Source organism: Neobacillus rhizophilus, assembly GCF_018343535.1.
Lineage (GTDB): Bacteria > Bacillota > Bacilli > Bacillales > Cytobacillaceae > Neobacillus > Neobacillus rhizophilus.
On record NZ_JAGYPF010000001.1, the window covers coordinates 1 to 17,821 of the forward strand.

Annotated in this window: 9 protein-coding genes, 18 tRNA genes and 3 rRNA genes; all 30 read left to right on the forward strand. The window is 44.8% G+C overall.

The annotated features are described in order from the left end of the window. A 23S ribosomal RNA gene (locus KHA99_RS00005) occupies window positions 1–2,549 on the forward strand; the annotation flags it as partial. An 87-nt stretch (window positions 2,550–2,636) separates the two neighbouring features. After that, window positions 2,637–2,753: ribosomal RNA gene (rrf, locus tag KHA99_RS00010) — 5S ribosomal RNA — on the forward strand. 120 nt (window positions 2,754–2,873) lie between these two features. Beyond that, a tRNA-Ser gene (locus KHA99_RS00015) sits at window positions 2,874–2,964 on the forward strand. An 18-nt stretch (window positions 2,965–2,982) separates the two neighbouring features. Then, a tRNA-Glu gene (locus tag KHA99_RS00020) sits at window positions 2,983–3,057 on the forward strand. A gap of 5 nt (window positions 3,058–3,062) precedes the next feature. Then, window positions 3,063–3,138: transfer RNA gene (locus KHA99_RS00025), tRNA-Val, on the forward strand. A 5-nt stretch (window positions 3,139–3,143) separates the two neighbouring features. Further along, window positions 3,144–3,219 (forward strand) — tRNA-Thr (locus KHA99_RS00030). A gap of 21 nt (window positions 3,220–3,240) precedes the next feature. After that, a tRNA-Leu gene (locus KHA99_RS00035) sits at window positions 3,241–3,325 on the forward strand. A gap of 7 nt (window positions 3,326–3,332) precedes the next feature. Next, a tRNA-Gly gene (locus KHA99_RS00040) sits at window positions 3,333–3,407 on the forward strand. 22 nt (window positions 3,408–3,429) lie between these two features. Further along, window positions 3,430–3,506 (forward strand) — tRNA-Arg (locus KHA99_RS00045). A 15-nt stretch (window positions 3,507–3,521) separates the two neighbouring features. After that, window positions 3,522–3,598 (forward strand) — tRNA-Pro (locus KHA99_RS00050). Window positions 3,599–3,615: 17 nt separating this feature from the next. Next, window positions 3,616–3,691, forward strand: a tRNA-Ala gene (locus tag KHA99_RS00055). 16 nt (window positions 3,692–3,707) lie between these two features. After that, window positions 3,708–3,784, forward strand: a tRNA-Met gene (locus tag KHA99_RS00060). Window positions 3,785–3,791: 7 nt separating this feature from the next. After that, a tRNA-Ser gene (locus KHA99_RS00065) sits at window positions 3,792–3,884 on the forward strand. Window positions 3,885–4,003: 119 nt separating this feature from the next. Continuing rightward, a tRNA-Met gene (locus tag KHA99_RS00070) sits at window positions 4,004–4,077 on the forward strand. Window positions 4,078–4,080: 3 nt separating this feature from the next. After that, window positions 4,081–4,157 (forward strand) — tRNA-Asp (locus tag KHA99_RS00075). A gap of 30 nt (window positions 4,158–4,187) precedes the next feature. Then, window positions 4,188–4,263, forward strand: a tRNA-His gene (locus KHA99_RS00080). 4 nt (window positions 4,264–4,267) lie between these two features. Beyond that, window positions 4,268–4,342: transfer RNA gene (locus KHA99_RS00085), tRNA-Gln, on the forward strand. 4 nt (window positions 4,343–4,346) lie between these two features. Further along, window positions 4,347–4,421, forward strand: a tRNA-Gly gene (locus KHA99_RS00090). An 8-nt stretch (window positions 4,422–4,429) separates the two neighbouring features. Next, window positions 4,430–4,503, forward strand: a tRNA-Cys gene (locus KHA99_RS00095). A 6-nt stretch (window positions 4,504–4,509) separates the two neighbouring features. Further along, window positions 4,510–4,591: transfer RNA gene (locus KHA99_RS00100), tRNA-Leu, on the forward strand. A gap of 20 nt (window positions 4,592–4,611) precedes the next feature. Beyond that, a 5S ribosomal RNA gene (gene rrf / locus KHA99_RS00105) occupies window positions 4,612–4,728 on the forward strand. Window positions 4,729–5,295: 567 nt separating this feature from the next. Beyond that, window positions 5,296–5,985 (forward strand): FadR/GntR family transcriptional regulator, encoded by a 690-nt coding sequence (locus tag KHA99_RS00110; RefSeq protein ID WP_213115409.1) that lies wholly within the window; start codon window positions 5,296–5,298, stop codon window positions 5,983–5,985. An 86-nt stretch (window positions 5,986–6,071) separates the two neighbouring features. Further along, a complete protein-coding gene (locus tag KHA99_RS00115; RefSeq protein ID WP_213115410.1) occupies window positions 6,072–7,382 on the forward strand; it encodes an FAD-binding oxidoreductase in 1,311 nt (436 codons plus the stop codon). Between the two features lie 2 nt (window positions 7,383–7,384). Beyond that, window positions 7,385–8,737, forward strand: a complete 1,353-nt coding sequence (locus KHA99_RS00120; RefSeq protein ID WP_213115411.1) for a (Fe-S)-binding protein — start codon at window positions 7,385–7,387, stop codon at window positions 8,735–8,737. Continuing rightward, entirely contained in the window at window positions 8,737–10,203 is a 1,467-nt protein-coding gene (locus KHA99_RS00125; RefSeq protein WP_213116839.1) for an FAD-linked oxidase C-terminal domain-containing protein, read from the forward strand. The genes KHA99_RS00120 and KHA99_RS00125 overlap by 1 nt, the downstream gene beginning before the upstream one ends. Window positions 10,204–10,229: 26 nt before the next feature. After that, the gene (locus KHA99_RS00130) at window positions 10,230–12,410 is read left to right on the forward strand and encodes a malate synthase G (RefSeq protein ID WP_213115412.1); all 2,181 of its coding nucleotides are present in this window, start codon (window positions 10,230–10,232) and stop codon (window positions 12,408–12,410) included. A 159-nt stretch (window positions 12,411–12,569) separates the two neighbouring features. Further along, the gene (gene ystJ, locus KHA99_RS00135; RefSeq protein ID WP_213115413.1) at window positions 12,570–13,772 is read left to right on the forward strand and encodes an NADP-dependent malic enzyme; all 1,203 of its coding nucleotides are present in this window, start codon (window positions 12,570–12,572) and stop codon (window positions 13,770–13,772) included. A 14-nt stretch (window positions 13,773–13,786) separates the two neighbouring features. Next, on the forward strand, window positions 13,787–14,566 hold the full coding sequence (locus KHA99_RS00140) for a fumarylacetoacetate hydrolase family protein (protein ID WP_213115414.1): 780 nt from the start codon (window positions 13,787–13,789) through the stop codon (window positions 14,564–14,566). Window positions 14,567–14,641: 75 nt separating this feature from the next. After that, on the forward strand, window positions 14,642–15,418 hold the full coding sequence (locus tag KHA99_RS00145) for an IclR family transcriptional regulator (RefSeq protein ID WP_213115415.1): 777 nt from the start codon (window positions 14,642–14,644) through the stop codon (window positions 15,416–15,418). A gap of 397 nt (window positions 15,419–15,815) precedes the next feature. Beyond that, complete coding sequence (locus tag KHA99_RS00150; protein ID WP_213115416.1) at window positions 15,816–17,510, forward strand: L-lactate permease; 1,695 nt, start codon at window positions 15,816–15,818, stop codon at window positions 17,508–17,510. The last annotated feature ends 311 nt before the right edge of the window (window positions 17,511–17,821 follow it).

The window sequence follows — 17,821 nt, forward strand, 5'->3', positions numbered from 1 at the left end:
GAAACTTCGTTCCCTCCTGAGTGGATCCTGAGTACGGCCGGACACGTGAAATCCGGTCGGAAGCAGGGAGGACCATCTCCCAAGGCTAAATACTCCCTAGTGACCGATAGTGAACCAGTACCGTGAGGGAAAGGTGAAAAGCACCCCGGAAGGGGAGTGAAAGAGATCCTGAAACCGTGTGCCTACAAGTAGTCAGAGCCCGTTCATGGGTGATGGCGTGCCTTTTGTAGAATGAACCGGCGAGTTACGATTGCATGCGAGGTTAAGTTGAAGAGACGGAGCCGCAGCGAAAGCGAGTCTGAATAGGGCGAAATAGTATGTAGTCGTAGACCCGAAACCAGGTGATCTACCCATGTCCAGGGTGAAGTCCAGGTAACACTGGATGGAGGCCCGAACCCACGCACGTTGAAAAGTGCGGGGATGAGGTGTGGGTAGCGGAGAAATTCCAATCGAACTTGGAGATAGCTGGTTCTCTCCGAAATAGCTTTAGGGCTAGCCTCACGTAGTTAGAGTCTTGGAGGTAGAGCACTGTTTGGACTAGGGGCCCTCATCGGGTTACCGAATTCAGACAAACTCCGAATGCCAATGACTTATCCGTGGGAGTCAGACTGCGAGTGATAAGATCCGTAGTCAAAAGGGAAACAGCCCAGACCACCAGCTAAGGTCCCAAAGTATACGTTAAGTGGAAAAGGATGTGGAGTTGCTTAGACAACCAGGATGTTGGCTTAGAAGCAGCCACCATTTAAAGAGTGCGTAATAGCTCACTGGTCGAGTGACTCTGCGCCGAAAATGTACCGGGGCTAAACGTATCACCGAAGCTGTGGGTGGACACCTTATGGTGTCCGCGGTAGGAGAGCGTTCTAAGGGCGTTGAAGCTAGACCGTAAGGACTGGTGGAGCGCTTAGAAGTGAGAATGCCGGTATGAGTAGCGAAAGATGAGTGAGAATCTCATCCACCGTATGCCTAAGGTTTCCTGAGGAAGGCTCGTCCGCTCAGGGTTAGTCGGGACCTAAGCCGAGGCCGAAAGGCGTAGGCGATGGACAACAGGTTGATATTCCTGTACCACCTCTTTATCGTTTGAGTGATGGGGGGACGCAGGAGGATAGGGTAAGCGCACTGCTGGATATGTGCGTGTAAGCAGTTAGGCTGGTGAATAGGAAAATCCGTTCACCTTAAGGCTGAGCTGTGATGCCGAGGGAATTATAGTACCGAAGTTCCTGATTCCACACTGCCAAGAAAAGCCTCTAGCGAGATAAAAGGTGCCCGTACCGCAAACCGACACAGGTAGGCGAGGAGAGAATCCTAAGGTGAGCGAGAGAACTCTCGTTAAGGAACTCGGCAAAATGACCCCGTAACTTCGGGAGAAGGGGTGCTTTTTGGGGTGAATAGCCCCGAAGAGCCGCAGTGAATAGGCCCAGGCGACTGTTTAGCAAAAACACAGGTCTCTGCAAAGCCGCAAGGCGAAGTATAGGGGCTGACGCCTGCCCGGTGCTGGAAGGTTAAGAGGAGGGGTTAGCGCAAGCGAAGCTCTGAATCGAAGCCCCAGTAAACGGCGGCCGTAACTATAACGGTCCTAAGGTAGCGAAATTCCTTGTCGGGTAAGTTCCGACCCGCACGAAAGGCGTAACGATCTGGGCACTGTCTCAACGAGAGACTCGGTGAAATTATAGTACCTGTGAAGATGCAGGTTACCCGCGACAGGACGGAAAGACCCCATGGAGCTTTACTGTAGCCTGATATTGAATTTTGGTACAGCTTGTACAGGATAGGTAGGAGCCTGAGAAGCCGGAGCGCCAGCTTCGGTGGAGGCGTCGGTGGGATACTACCCTGGCTGTATTGAAATTCTAACCCGCACCCCTTATCGGGGTGGGAGACAGTGTCAGGTGGGCAGTTTGACTGGGGCGGTCGCCTCCTAAAATGTAACGGAGGCGCCCAAAGGTTCCCTCAGAATGGTTGGAAATCATTCGCAGAGTGTAAAGGCACAAGGGAGCTTGACTGCGAGACCTACAAGTCGAGCAGGGACGAAAGTCGGGCTTAGTGATCCGGTGGTTCCGCATGGAAGGGCCATCGCTCAACGGATAAAAGCTACCCTGGGGATAACAGGCTTATCTCCCCCAAGAGTCCACATCGACGGGGAGGTTTGGCACCTCGATGTCGGCTCATCGCATCCTGGGGCTGTAGTCGGTCCCAAGGGTTGGGCTGTTCGCCCATTAAAGCGGTACGCGAGCTGGGTTCAGAACGTCGTGAGACAGTTCGGTCCCTATCCGTCGTGGGCGCAGGAAATTTGAGAGGAGCTGTCCTTAGTACGAGAGGACCGGGATGGACGCACCGCTGGTGTACCAGTTGTCTTGCCAAAGGCATCGCTGGGTAGCTATGTGCGGACGGGATAAGTGCTGAAAGCATCTAAGCATGAAGCCCCCCTCGAGATGAGATTTCCCATAGCGTCAAGCTAGTAAGATCCCTGAAAGATGATCAGGTTGATAGGTCAGAGGTGGAAGCGCGGTGACGTGTGGAGCTGACTGATACTAATCGATCGAGGACTTAACCAAGTCATTATTAAGTAAGGCGCACTCGTTTTTACTATACTTCTTCTGCATTATCTAGTTTTGAGGGAATGAAACCTATAATTCAATAGGTCCGGTAGTAATGGCGAGAAGGTCACACCCGTTCCCATCCCGAACACGGAAGTTAAGCTTCTCAGCGCCGATGGTAGTTGGGGCGAAAGCCCCTGTGAGAGTAGGACGCTGCCGGGCTAAGACAGAAATTTTACTTTCTGTCTTTTTTCTTCCCCTAAAATGAATTTGGAAGAAATTGTTCGTTGATATAAAAGTATAGATGTGCGAAAATATTCACTGTCGCTTCTTTCATATTATGGAGAGCTGTCCGAGTGGCCGAAGGAGCACGATTGGAAATCGTGTATACGTTAACCGCGTATCAAGGGTTCAAATCCCTTGCTCTCCGCCATAATAAAATTTTTAAAATGGCCCCTTGGTCAAGCGGTTAAGACACCGCCCTTTCACGGCGGTAACACGGGTTCGAATCCCGTAGGGGTCACCAAAAATGGAGGATTAGCTCAGCTGGGAGAGCATCTGCCTTACAAGCAGAGGGTCGGCGGTTCGATCCCGTCATCCTCCACCATAAATGCCGGCTTAGCTCAATTGGTAGAGCAACTGACTTGTAATCAGTAGGTTGAGGGTTCAAGTCCTTTAGCCGGCACCACTTCAAATAATTACTTCTTTTGCGGGTGTGGCGGAATTGGCAGACGCACCAGACTTAGGATCTGGCGCCTTCGGGCGTGGGGGTTCGACTCCCTTCACCCGCACCATTTATTTGCGGAAGTAGTTCAGTGGTAGAACATCACCTTGCCAAGGTGGGGGTCGCGGGTTCGAATCCCGTCTTCCGCTCCAATTTTTCAATAAAACTAATAATGCGCCCGTAGCTCAATTGGATAGAGCGTCTGACTACGGATCAGAAGGTTATGGGTTCGACTCCTGTCGGGCGCGCCATCAAATTTCATTCACCGGGAAGTAGCTCAGCTTGGTAGAGCACTTGGTTTGGGACCAAGGGGTCGCAGGTTCGAATCCTGTCTTCCCGACCATTTTTTCAAAAAATTATGGGGCCTTAGCTCAGCTGGGAGAGCGCTTGCATGGCATGCAAGAGGTCAGCGGTTCGATCCCGCTAGGCTCCACCATAGAAATCATATATTTGGCGGTGTAGCTCAGCTGGCTAGAGCGTACGGTTCATACCCGTAAGGTCGGGGGTTCGATCCCCTCCGCCGCTACCAATTATTCGGAGGAATACCCAAGTCCGGCTGAAGGGATCGGTCTTGAAAACCGACAGGCGGGTTAAACCGCGCGGGGGTTCGAATCCCTCTTCCTCCGCCATAAGACTGTTATTTATTTTAGAGTGTATCAATTGATCTCTTTCTTGAATATACTTTTGAAGATTAATACAGTCAGGCGTTAGCTTTTAGCATGGCGTAAACTTAATACTTTCTTATTATCGCGGGGTGGAGCAGTTCGGTAGCTCGTCGGGCTCATAACCCGAAGGTCGCAGGTTCAAATCCTGCCCCCGCAATTCGGTCTGGTAGTTCAGTTGGTTAGAATGCCTGCCTGTCACGCAGGAGGTCGCGGGTTCGAGTCCCGTCCAGACCGCCACCAATTAAATTTTTTATAAAAATCAATATGGCGGTTGTGGCGAAGTGGTTAACGCATCGGATTGTGGTTCCGACATTCGTGGGTTCGATTCCCATCACCCGCTCCATTATTGGGCTATAGCCAAGCGGTAAGGCAACGGACTTTGACTCCGTCATTCGTAGGTTCAAATCCTGCTAGCCCAGCCAATATGCGGAAGTAGTTCAGTGGTAGAACACCACCTTGCCAAGGTGGGGGTCGCGGGTTCGAATCCCGTCTTCCGCTCCAAACAATATGGCGGCATAGCCAAGTGGTAAGGCACAGGTCTGCAACACCTTTACCACCGGTTCGAATCCGGTTGCCGCCTCCATATCATGCCGGTGTGGCGGAATTGGCAGACGCGCACGACTCAAAATCGTGTTCCGCAAGGAGTGTCGGTTCGACCCCGACCACCGGTATTATACTTAAATAAAATATGTCCGGTAGCAATGGCGAGAAGGTCACACCCGTTCCCATCCTGAACACGGAAGTTAAGCTTCTCAGCGCCGATGGTAGTTGGGGCAAAACCCCCTGTGAGAGTAGGACGCCGCCGGGCAAACAAAAAGACAACTGAAATGGTTGTCTTTTTTTGTGAAGTAAAGCTTAAAGGTTGAAATTTTGATGCAGTAATATCGTCGAAGATCACTTAGAAATACTCTCTACCAAGGTTTCCTAAAAAGTCTGAAGTACTTGATGTGCAGTCTTCGGACAAAATCGAGTGAAAAAGAGGTGGAAGCGTCCGAACCTGTGTAACCTTCGGACAAAATCGCTTTAAAAAGGGGTGGAAGCGTCCGAACCTGTGTACCCTTCGGACAAAATCGTTTTAAAAAGAAGTGGAAGTGTCCGAACTTGACAACCTTCGGACAAAATTGTCTGAAAAAAGTCCGGAAGTGTCCGAATCTGGGGCACCTTCGGACAAATTCGCTTAAAAAAGAATCGGAAGCGTCCGAACCTTCTTAGTCTTGAGCCGTTTCCGCCCATCATTTGAGGCAAAAGAACCGTCCCCATGCATCAATAAATATTTTATTCTGAAAATTCATTGAACTTTTTTGTTAAAAGTGTTTTAATAAAAGTAATCTAAACTTATCAGATATGTGATATCTGAAAGGAAGGGGGGAGATGTTTGCAAATTCAAAAGATCTCGACTAAGAAAGTGTCCGATTCTGTTGCTGAGCAAATCGAGGAGATGATTAGATCCGGTACGTTTCAGGTGGGAGAAAAACTTCCTTCTGTCAGGGAACTATGTGAAATGTTTGGTGTTGGCCGTTCTGCAGTCCGTGATGCTATTACGACATTAAAAGGAAAAGGTATAGTCGATGTAAAGCAGGGAGAAGGAACCTATATTTTGGAATTTGACTCAACGAGACTCTTCAACAATCATTTGCTGCTTACCCAACCAAGAGATATCAGTGAACTTTATCAAGTCAGAAAGATTTTAGAACCAGGGATTGCTGAGCTTGCCGCTATACATAGAAAAGAAGCAGATCTGCAGTTAATGGCAGATATTTTCGCTAATCCAACTATGAATGGATGGGATTCGGATTATCTGTTACATACAGCCATCGCCAAAGCGGCAGGAAATGAAATCATTATTCAACTTTTAGAATTTATCTCAACAACGATGAAGAACGCCATGATTGATTTTCACCGCTATATTAAGAAAAACCCAACCACTGCTCAGATGATGGAAATACAACATTTTAAAATCTATGAATCCATTAAGCTTGGAAAACCTGAAAATGCGAAACAGATGATGATGGAACACTTGGATTACGTCGAGAAAGAGCTTTTGAACAGTCTTGCCTTACAATAAGCTAAGCAGACCGACAAAGTGATTTCATTTTTTTTAAGAAATAGCAGAATCTAAGTTGCTTATTACGCAACTAGGAGGTGTTGGTAGTGATTACCACAGAACTTTTAACAGAGTTACAGGCCATGTTATCACCAGAGCGAGTCATCGAAGGAGATAAAAATCATCCACTTGGAAATAGCGGCATAGTCAAGGTGTATCCGCAAACAGAAGAAGAAATAGCAAGCATTCTTAAATTTGCAAATGATAATGGTAAAACGGTAAACGTAGAAGGCAATGGCACCAAAAAAGGGTTTGGCGGTTTAACCGAATCAGCCGATATTTTACTTTCCCTATCAAACTATAAAGGTATTGTAGAACACGTCGTTGGTGATATGACGTTAACCGTTAAGGCAGGTACCAATTTTAAGGAATTGCAGGAGTATTTGACGCAGTTTAAGCAAAAAATTTCACTCGATCCTTATTGTCCAGAGTCTGCAACGATCGGGGGAATTATCGCCGCGAATGATAGCGGACCCAAGCGGCTCGGTTATGGCTCTTCACGAGACGTTGTAATTGGGCTAAGGATCGTTTACCCGGATGGTAAAGTGATTCGTTCAGGTGGAAGAGTGGTCAAAAACGTCGCTGGTTATGATATGAACAAATTGTTTATCGGTTCGATGGGTACGTTGGGTGTGGTATCTGAAGTAACCGTAAAGCTTCGGCCGCTCCCTAAATATGAAAGTTTGAATTTAGTATTATTCCCACAAGGAAATATGGATGAAATCAAGGCGTTTGCCACCAAGCTTCTGGATTCTACGATGGAACCTGTAACACTGGAATTGCTTAGTCCATCATTGTCGGAAAGATTGATCGGTCAACGCTGTTACACAATCGCGGTTGGTCTGGAGGATGTTGAAACATCGGTACGCTATCAAGAGAACTTTATCCAAAGCATTCAGCCAGCCCTTTCAGAATTGAAAGTTCTTTCTCAACAAGAAGCACAGTCTTTTTGGAATCAATTTTACTCTCTTTCACCAAACTCCTCCACAGATTCAACACAGGCTTCTTTGAAAATTGGTGTGGTTAACATGGATGTAACGCACGTAATAAAAGCAAGTCATCTCCTTAGTGATTCTCACAACTTAGAGGTAGAAGCCAATGGCGGATTGGGCCACGGCTTATGCCAAATTAACCTTAGCGGTTCAAAGGACGATATCCTTTCAGCCATTCAGCAAACCAGAGAATTGTCCACAAAACTTGGCGGGTACACCGTCATTAATCATTTGCCTTTTGCCTTAAGACAGGAAGTAGACACCTGGGGTAAAAAGCCATCACATTTCTTCCTATTAGAAGGGATCAAATCCAAGGTTGACCCGAATAGAGTTCTCAATCCTAAACGATTTGTGGGAGGGATTTAATGATGAGTCTTTTAGAAGCGGAGTTAAAGAAAGACCCAGCATGCACTACTAGCTTAAGTAATTATCTGGCGAAGGATCACCCAGATGAAAGCAAATGGGCAGATTGTGTACATTGTGGTATGTGTTTAGAATCATGCCCGACTTATGAAATTACTGGTCAGGAGCAGCATTCCCCACGCGGCCGCGTCCATTTGATTAAATCGGTGGCGGAAGGGCGGCTCTCTCTGAATGAACAGTTTATGGATCCTGTTTTCGCTTGTCTTGACTGCCGTGCTTGTACGACTGCCTGTCCAGCGGATGTGGAAGTCGGCGGGCTGATTGAAGAAGCGCGCGGTCAGATTCGCCAAGCAATGCCGTTAACAGGCGTAAAAGGTGCGGTAAGCAAGGTGTTCCTGCAGGGGTTATTTCCGCATCAAAATCGTCTCAATAAACTCGGAAGCCTGCTGCGATTCTATCAAAAGAGCGGCATGCAAAAGGTCGTACGAAAGTCAAAGCTGATTAATATTATGCCGCAGCATCTCGTCGATATGGAAGCCATCATGCCCGAAGTGAAAGAGCCGGTCCGAAAAAAATACAAAGATGTCAACGTCATTAAGTCCAAAGGGGAAACAAAGCGTGAGGTGGCATTCTTAACAGGGTGCGTAATGGATGTCATGTTCAGTGATATTAATGAAGCGTCGATTAACGTATTAACTCGTAACGGTAATGACGTAACGATCCCAAAGAACCAAACCTGTTGTGGAGCACTGCATGTCCATGCGGGGGACCGTGACATGGGAAGAAAACTGGCAAAACAAAACATCGAGGCATTTAAGGATTCTGATAAGGTGATTGTCAATGCAGCAGGCTGTGGCTGTGCCTTAAAGGAATATCCTGAGTTATTCCGGGATGATCCAGAATGGCATGAAAAGGCGGAAGAGTTTTCGGCGAAGGTAGAGGACATTTCGAAACACCTTTATGATACAGGTTACGAAATACCAAAAGCGGAATTAAAAACCCGAATTACCTATCATGATGCCTGTCATTTGGCGCATGGCCAGGGTATCCGTCAGGAGCCGCGCGATCTATTGCTCAACATTCCTGGAGTGGAAATGGTTCATATGCCAAATTCGGACCGCTGCTGCGGCAGTGCGGGAATCTACAATATTACGAATCCGGAAATGGCATCAGCTGTCCTTGATAACAAAATGCAAAATGTTCCGGAAGATGTCGAAATGATTTCGATGGGGAACCCTGGATGTATGCTGCAAATGGCAATGGGCGTACAAAAGCATGGACGAACACAAAAAATCGTCCACACGGTGCAGCTGCTGGATTGGGCTTATCAAAAAGAAGACGGAAAGGGGGAACGATAATGGCGGTAAAGGGAATCAAAACAACCGATCGGCATATTTTAAATCTTGCAAACATCGTCGGAGATGCCCGGTCGATTATTTACCATAAGGAAGATCTTATCGCTTATGACTGTGATGGCTTCACCTTGCACAGACATTTGCCCAAAGCCGTTGTTTTCCCGAATAACACCGAGGATGTAGCAGCCCTTGTTAAATATTGTTCCGATCATCAGCTGCCATTCCTCGCCCGCGGAGCAGGAACAGGACTAAGCGGCGGGGCCATCCCTTTAAATGGTGAGGTCATTATTAGCTTGGTTAAAATGAAAAAACTGTTAAGTGTTGACTTCGAGAACAGACGTGCTGTGGTTCAGCCCGGCTTCGTCAATTTAAAGCTGACGAACTCCATTTCCGATAAGGGCTATTACTACGCACCAGATCCATCCAGCCAATATTGCTGTACGATCGGCGGCAATGTCGCGGAAAATGCTGGAGGTGCGCACTGTTTAAAATATGGCGTGACAACCAACCATATCCTTGGGCTTGAGGTTGTTCTGCCAAATGGCGAGATTATTGAAATTGGAGCAAACGGCATCCCTGATGAACCAGGCTATGATTTACTGGGCCTGCTAACAGGTTCTGAAGGAACATTGGGAATCGTGACGAAAATAACAGTACGCATTCTGAAAAACCCAGAATCAAAGAAAACAGTACTTGCTTATTTTGATAAAGTGGAAGACGGCTCTCAGGCTGTTTCTGATATTGTTTCAGCAGGGATTGTTCCGGCTGCACTGGAAATGATGGACAAAACGGCAATTGAAGGGGTGGAGGCAGCCGCATTCCCAGTCGGGCACCCAAAGGATATCGAAGCTGTGCTGCTTATTGAAGTGGATGGCATTGAAGCTGGTTTGGATGAGCAAATCAACCAAATTCTCGATGTCTGCAAAAATAGGAACGTACGAGAGGTCAGAGCAGCCAAGGATGAGGCGGAACGCGGCAGATGGTGGGCGAACCGGAAAACGGGATTCGGCGCAATGGGGGCGATCTCTCCTGATTATTTAGTACAGGATGGCGTTATTCCTCGCAGCAAACTGCCGGAAGTTCTAAATAAAATTAACAAAATTAGTGAAGAATCCGGACTCCGGATCGCAAATATTTTTCATGCGGGAGATGGAAACCTGCACCCATTAGTTCTTTTTGATGCGAGAATACCTGGACAAAGTGCAAAAGCATTGGAAGCGGGCAGCGCCTGTCTGCAGGCTTGTGCGGATGTTGGCGGCACCATCACTGGTGAGCATGGCGTCGGTATTGAGAAAAGAGAAGAAATGCGCTTTGTTTTCACAGATGAAGAAATAATCGCCCAAACGGATATTCGCGAGGTTTTCAATCCTGATAATCTATTAAATGCCGGCAAACTATTCCCGATGCCGGGACGATGCGTAGAAATTAAGAGAGATCTAAAAGAAAAGGAAACTGCTATTACATCTTAATTTTAACAAAGGAGGATATTACCCCAATGACAAACTATGTAAAAAAAGGAAATCTTCAAGTAGCCCAGGAACTCTATGAATTTATTAACTCGGAGGCTCTTCCGGGAAGCGGATTGGATGCCGATCAGTTTTGGTCTGGCTTTGAAGCGATCATCAGCGACTTAACGCCTAAAAACAAGGAGCTTTTGGCGGTTCGTGATGACATTCAAAACAAACTGAACACATGGTATCGCGAAAACAATGGAAACTTTGACTTCGAAGCGTATAAGTCACTTTTAACAGAAATTGGCTATCTTGAACCGGAAGTAGAAGATTTTGAGATTACCACTGAAAATGTGGACGACGAAATCGCTGTTCAAGCCGGACCACAGTTAGTTGTTCCAGTCAATAATGCCCGCTATGCCATTAATGCGGCCAACGCCCGTTGGGGAAGCCTTTATGATGCACTTTATGGAACGGATGCAATCAGCGAAGAAGCTGGTGCCAGCCGTGAGGGAGGTTATAATCCTGTACGCGGTGCAAAGGTAATCGAATATGCAAGGAATTTTCTTGACCAAGCGGCTTCATTACAAGGAGCAACGCATAAGGACGCGGTTTCCTATACCGTAGCAGATGGCAAACTACAGGTTGCATTAAATAATGGAACACCGACGTGGTTACAAGATGAAGCAAAGTTTGTCGGCTATCAGGGAACACAGGAATATCCATCCGCCATTCTTTTAAAAAATAATGGACTTCATTTTGAAATCCAAATCGACCGAAATCATCCGATAGGCAGTACGGATGCGGCTGGCGTGAAGGATGTGATCCTTGAATCGGCGATTACGACCATTATGGACTGCGAAGATTCTGTAGCTGCCGTAGATGCCGAAGACAAAGTGCTCGTCTATCGCAACTGGTTAGGCCTTATGAAAGGAACCCTTTCAGCTACATTTGAAAAGGGCAATAAAACGATGACACGGACACTCAATCCGGACCGGAACTATCTATCACCAGAAGGAAAGGAAATCACTTTAAATGGACGTTCCTTGCTATTTGTCCGCAATGTCGGACATTTAATGACTAATAGTGCCATTCTTGACGCAAATGATGAGGAAATTCAGGAAGGTATTTTGGATGCCGTTCTGACTAGCCTTATTGCCAAACATACCCTCTTAGGCAATGGTCCATTTCAAAACACGGAGAAGGGTTCTGTCTACATTGTAAAGCCAAAAATGCATGGTTCAAAAGAGGTTGCTTTTGCCAATCAGCTTTTTGACCGCGTCGAAGATTTGCTAGGACTTGAGCGAAATACCTTAAAAATCGGTGTCATGGATGAAGAACGCAGAACTACTTTGAACTTAAAGGCATGCATCAAACAGGTAAAAGACCGGATTGTGTTTATTAACACCGGGTTCCTTGACAGAACAGGCGATGAAATTCATTCTTCCATGGAAGCTGGTCCAATGGTTCGTAAAAATGATATGAAATCATCCAAATGGCTTCAGGGCTATGAACAATCCAATGTGATTGCCGGACTTTCAAGCGGATTCATGGGCCGTGCACAGGTCGGCAAAGGCATGTGGGCTATGCCGGATTTAATGGCAGAAATGCTAAAGCAAAAAATCGGTCATGTAAAAACGGGAGCCACTACAGCTTGGGTGCCATCTCCAACTGCTGCGACATTGCATGCACTGCATTACCATGAAGTAGATGTAAAAGAAGTACAGAATGAAATGCTTCATCAAACTGGAGACTTCCAAGATGATATCTTACAAGTTCCTGTAGCAAAGAACCCATCCTGGACTCCTGAAGAAATCCAGGCAGAGCTTGACAACAACTGCCAAACCCTTTTAGGTTATGTTGTCCGCTGGGTAGATCAGGGGGTTGGCTGTTCAAAAGTACTGGATATCAATGACGTGGGGTTAATGGAAGACCGAGCTACATTGCGAATTTCCAGCCAGCATTTGGCAAACTGGCTTCACCATGGTATTTGTACGAAAGAGCAAATTCTTGAAACATTGCAGCGCATGGCCAAGGTTGTTGATAAGCAAAATGCAGGAGATTCGGTTTATCGGAACATGGCACCAAACTATAATGATTCCGTTGCCTTCCAGGCGGCGTGCGACTTGATTTTTGAAGGCTATGGCCAGCCAAATGGCTATACGGAGCCAATCCTGCATCGTAGACGGATTGAAGCAAAGGCTAAGTTTGCAGTAAAACAATAATCGATTAGAATAGATGAATTCTGGGGCATTCTTGTAATGAGAATGCCCCGGAAAAAAAATCACCAAAGTTTCCGTTGAATGAGTGACAACACCTAGCCTAAGACCGCCATTTTCAACATTACTTATATTTTTTGAAAAAATAATGGAGGTTATGAGGCTATGCAAAACCTAAGGGAGACTTCGCTGGAACTTCACAAGCAGTCAAAAGGGAAAATAAATATCAATGTTAAGGTTCCGGTGGAAAATGCATATGATTTAAGTTTGGCTTATTCACCGGGGGTGGCAGAGCCTTGTAAAGAGATCTATCTGAACCCTGAAAAAATCTATGACTATACGATTAAAGGAAATCTTGTCGCGGTCGTATCCGATGGATCAGCCGTATTAGGCCTCGGGAATATTGGTCCAGCTGCCGCGATGCCCGTTATGGAAGGAAAAGCCGCATTATTTAAGGCTTTTGCTGATGTTGATGCATTTCCAATCTGCTTGAACACAAATGATGTGGAGCAAATTATTCAAACCGTAAAATTAATGGAACCAACATTTGGCGGCATCAATTTGGAGGACATTGCAGCACCAAATTGTTTCATTATAGAAGAAAGACTTAAAAAAGAAATGAACATCCCTGTCTTCCATGATGATCAGCATGGAACGGCAATTGTCACGGCAGCTGGATTAATTAACGCTTTAAAGCTAGTTGGCAAACGTCTTGAAGAGACAAGTGTAGTAGTCAATGGCGCAGGTGCGGCGGGAATTGCGATTACAAAATTGCTTTTGAGAATGGGAGTATGTGACATCATTTTGTGTGACACAAAAGGCGCTATCTATGAGGGACGCCTAACAGGAATGAATTCGATGAAAGACTCGATTGCTATGCTGACAAATAAGAGCCATATTCAAGGAGATTTAAAAGAAGTGATTAAGGGGGTAGATGTGTTCATCGGTGTATCTGCCGCCGGAGCAGTCACACAAGAGATGGTCATGTCTATGAATGAGGATGCGATTATTTTTGCAATGGCAAACCCAATCCCTGAAATCATGCCGGAAGAGGCAATGGAAGCTGGAGCAGCAGTGGTAGGGACAGGACGCTCCGATTTACCGAATCAGGTGAACAATGTTCTCGCATTCCCTGGTATTTTTAAAGGGGCGCTGAAGGTCCATGCTTCTGAAATAAATGAAGAAATGAAGCTGGCTGCAGTTTATGCCATTGCCAATTTAATCACGGAGGAAGAACTTTCCCGTGAATATGTGATTCCACATCCTTTTGACAAAAGAGTTACAGAAGTAGTAACCGCTGCAGTTGCGGAGACTGCCATTAAAACAGGAGTCGCACGAAAGAAAATGGAGCAAGAAAAAACTTTTTGAGAGGAAGTATCAAAATGAAATTTACTAGATTTACACAAGGTTCAACTGTTTATACAGGTGTGATAAAAGATAGCACCATCCAGGAAATTAAAGGTGATATGTTTGAAGAATGGGAGTTTACAGGGAACAGTTTCTCTGTAGCTGACGTAAAATTGCTGGCGCCATTTGAACCAAACCACATCATAGGAATTGGCGCAAACTATGTTTCTAAGCTTGAGGACCTGCCGTCCGAGCTTCCGGAAATTCCAGTTTTCTTTTTTAAACCAACCTCATCCGTTATTGGTCCGGAAGAGGAAATCATCATTCCAGAGGGAATTGAAAAGGTAAAGTTCGAATCTGAGTTAGCCATTGTCATTGGTAAAGAAGCTAAAAACGTTCCTGAATCAGAGGTGTTGGATTATGTATTCGGCTATACGGTTGGAAACGACGTAACAGCCCCTCAATTTTTCCATCAGGACGGGCATTGGACAATCGGTAAGTCCTTTGATACCTTCACACCGCTAGGGCCAGTGATCGAAACTGAACTAGATCCATTTTCTGTGAAGGTCGAAGCAAAACTTAATGGTGTGGAGAAACAAAATAGTGCTACCGAATTAATGATTATTCCGATCCGGAAAATGGTATCTTATTTGACAAAAGTGATGACTCTTAAGCCGGGAGATGTCATCTTGACAGGCAGTCCGGTTGGAGCTGAGTTGGTTGGTGCCGGAGATACAATTGAATGTGAAATTAAAGAAATTGGGACATTGCGTAACACTTTTTTATTGGCAAAGGAGTCCGTTAAATCTAATTAAATCCCTAGCAACGGCCGGTAAAAAATTGTTGCTTTAATGTAACCTATTAGGGACAGTATTTTGAGGTGAGCGATTATGGATAGAGAAAATATGGTCAAATCTGTAAGCAGGGCGTTGGAGATTATTCATTTGGTGAGTTTAAAAAAGGGTGGATTAGGTGTGACAGAGATTGCTAAACAAATAGATATCAACAAAAGCTCTGTTTACCGCATCCTATCAACATTTGTCCAGTATGGTTATATCGAGCAAGATGACGTTACCGGCCGCTATAAACTGGGTTATAAATTCTTGGATATCAGTTCAAAGCTGCTTGAATCCATTGATCTAAGGGCTGAGGCAAAGCCATTCTTAAAACAATTGGAAAGTGAAACCAATGAAGTCATCCATCTTGTTGTTTATGATCAAGGAGAAGTAGTTTATATCGAAAAATTAGAAGGAACTGAAACGTTACGAATGCATTCCAAGGTAGGAAAAAGGGCTCCCATGCATTGTACATCCGTTGGCAAAGCAATCCTTGCTTTTCAGCCTACTGATGTTGTTCTGGAAATTCTTGAGCGAAGAGGCATGCCGATGTACACAGATAAAACAATTACCAATAAAGAAGAGTTTTTACGGGAATTGGCAAACGTAAAACGGAAGGGTTATGCACTTGATTTAGAAGAAAATGAATATGGAATCACATGCATTGCTGTACCGATCTTTGACTATTCGGGCAAAGTTATTGCGGCAGCCAGCCTCTCTGGACCAACGATGCGAATGACTGATGAACGGTTAAAACTGCTTAAAGCCCGAATGCTGCAAATAGCAAAACAAATATCAACACGACTGGGTTTTGAAAATAGAGTTAGCTAAGAATATTTGACTAGTATAAATGATATACTGGTCAAATATATTTTTGGAGTTTTTTAATTATAATTTTCTAAAAATTGTTGTAATTCAGATAAAAATACGTATAATAAAAGAGTGAATGAAACATGTTATATAACAATTGAATTATTGTTGTATAACATGTTTCGTCCTTAGCAACAAATTTAAGTGTTGTTTCGTATTAAGAAACGAAGAGGGGTGAAAGTTTTAATAGTAAAAAATTTAAAGTGTGATCTTGCAGCCGTTTCGCAGTCACTTACATATTAATCAGTCATCATAGAAATCTATTGATTTGTTCCATCAGAACTATTCATTTCTAGGTCTGAAAAGGGAATAAGACCGATACATGAAAATTTTTTATTTTTTATGATGGGGGATTACTATGACATTTACACAAAATTTTACAGCGGTGGGAGATAGTCTCGCCTTATCCGCTTTGGTAGCTCTTATACCAATTTTATATTTTTTCTGGGCTTTAGCCATAAAACGCATGAAGGGCTATTTAGCCGGGTTAACAACACTACTAATTGCTTTAATACTTGCAGTAGTTGCATTTAAAATGCCTGCTGGTATGGCCGTCATGTCTGCCACACAGGGTGCCGTATATGGAATATTGCCTATAGGCTGGATCATTATCACATCTGTATTCCTCTACAAATTAACCGTCAAGACTGGCCAATTCGATATTATCCGCCATTCGGTCGTTTCACTCACCGAGGACAGACGTCTTCAAGCACTTTTGGTAGCGTTCTCATTTGGAGCATTCCTTGAAGGAGCTGCAGGCTTTGGCGCTCCGGTTGCCATCTCGGCAGCGCTTCTTGTGGGTCTTGGATTTAATCCTCTTTACGCTGCTGGCCTGTGTTTAATTGCCAATACAGCGCCTGTTGCCTTTGGTGCTATTGGTACTCCTATCATTGCCGTTGAGGGACCAACTGGAATATCAGCATTGGAAATTTCCAAAATGGTTGGACGTCAGTTGCCGTTCCTATCATTATTCGTTCCGTTTTATTTAGTTGTTATTATGGCAGGGTTTAAGAAAGCATTGGAAATCTTACCAGCCATTTTCATCACCGGTTTCACTTTTGCAGTAACTCAATACTTAAGCTCCAACTTCCTTGGTCCAGAACTTCCCGATATTTTATCTGCATTAGTGTCATTGTTTGCCCTAGCAATCTTCTTAAAATTTTGGAAACCAAAAACTATTTTCCGCTTTTCATCTGAGCAAGAACTGGCTGCATCTGTTGCTGCCAAAGCATCTAATAGTCAGCAAGTAAAATACTCAGGTGGGCAAATTTTTAAAGCTTGGTCACCATTCCTTGTATTGACTGCATTTATTACGATTTGGGGAATTCCAACAGTCAAATTGGCTTTGACAGGTCATTATGAAGGAACAAACGCTATTTTGAAAGCGGTAAATGCTCTTGGACATGCGTTAACACTTATGCCTGAAGTTCCATTATTAAACAACCAAGTCATTAATTCTGCAGGTGCTCCTGTTGCTGCCATTTATAAGCTGGAAATCTTGGGTGCAGCTGGTACATCAGTCATTATTGCGGCCATTGTCACCAAGTTTATCGTTAAAATTTCTTGGAAAGAATGGGTTGCAACCTTTGGGGAAACTCTAAATGAACTAAAGTTCCCTATCATTACGATCGCGTCAGTTGTAGGGTATGCCTATGTTACTAACTCATCAGGGATGAGTACGACATTAGGAATGACGCTCGCAAAAACAGGTTCACTATTTGCCTTTTTCTCTCCAGTCCTTGGATGGTTAGGCGTGTTTATCACTGGGTCAGATACATCATCGAACCTTTTGTTCGGTGCGATGCAAAAGGTGACAGCGCTAAACCTTGGTATGGATCCGGTATTAGCAGTCGCTGCAAACTCTTCGGGTGGGGTTACAGGAAAAATGATTTCACCACAATCGATTGCTGTAGCGTGTGCAGCTGTAGGCCTGGCAGGAAAAGAGGCCGACTTGTTCCGCTTTACGGTTAAGCACAGTATTGTTTTGGTCTTAATTGTCTGTATTATGACATTCCTGCAAAATAGCAGTGTTTTAGGATGGATGGTACCATAAAATAGAATCCAATCACTTTCGGTTAAGGTCAGCCAAATTTTAGGCTGGCCTTTTTGGTATACTTGAAGGAAATACATTGCCATGGGCGATATTAATTATTTTTTGATTGATAAATAACATCAATGTTTGTGAGTGTTTTTCAGTTTGCCGAAAAAGGCAAAAGAAGGATTGGATTAGCCTAAAATAGGTAGGATTTGAACTAGTTATTGGAAGAGCTGCGGTTGGCTTTTATCTACAAGTTTCTAAACAGAATGCCGCCTCTATTTGTCATAAAAATTATTTTTCGAGCTTTGTCGAAAAAATAAATTTTC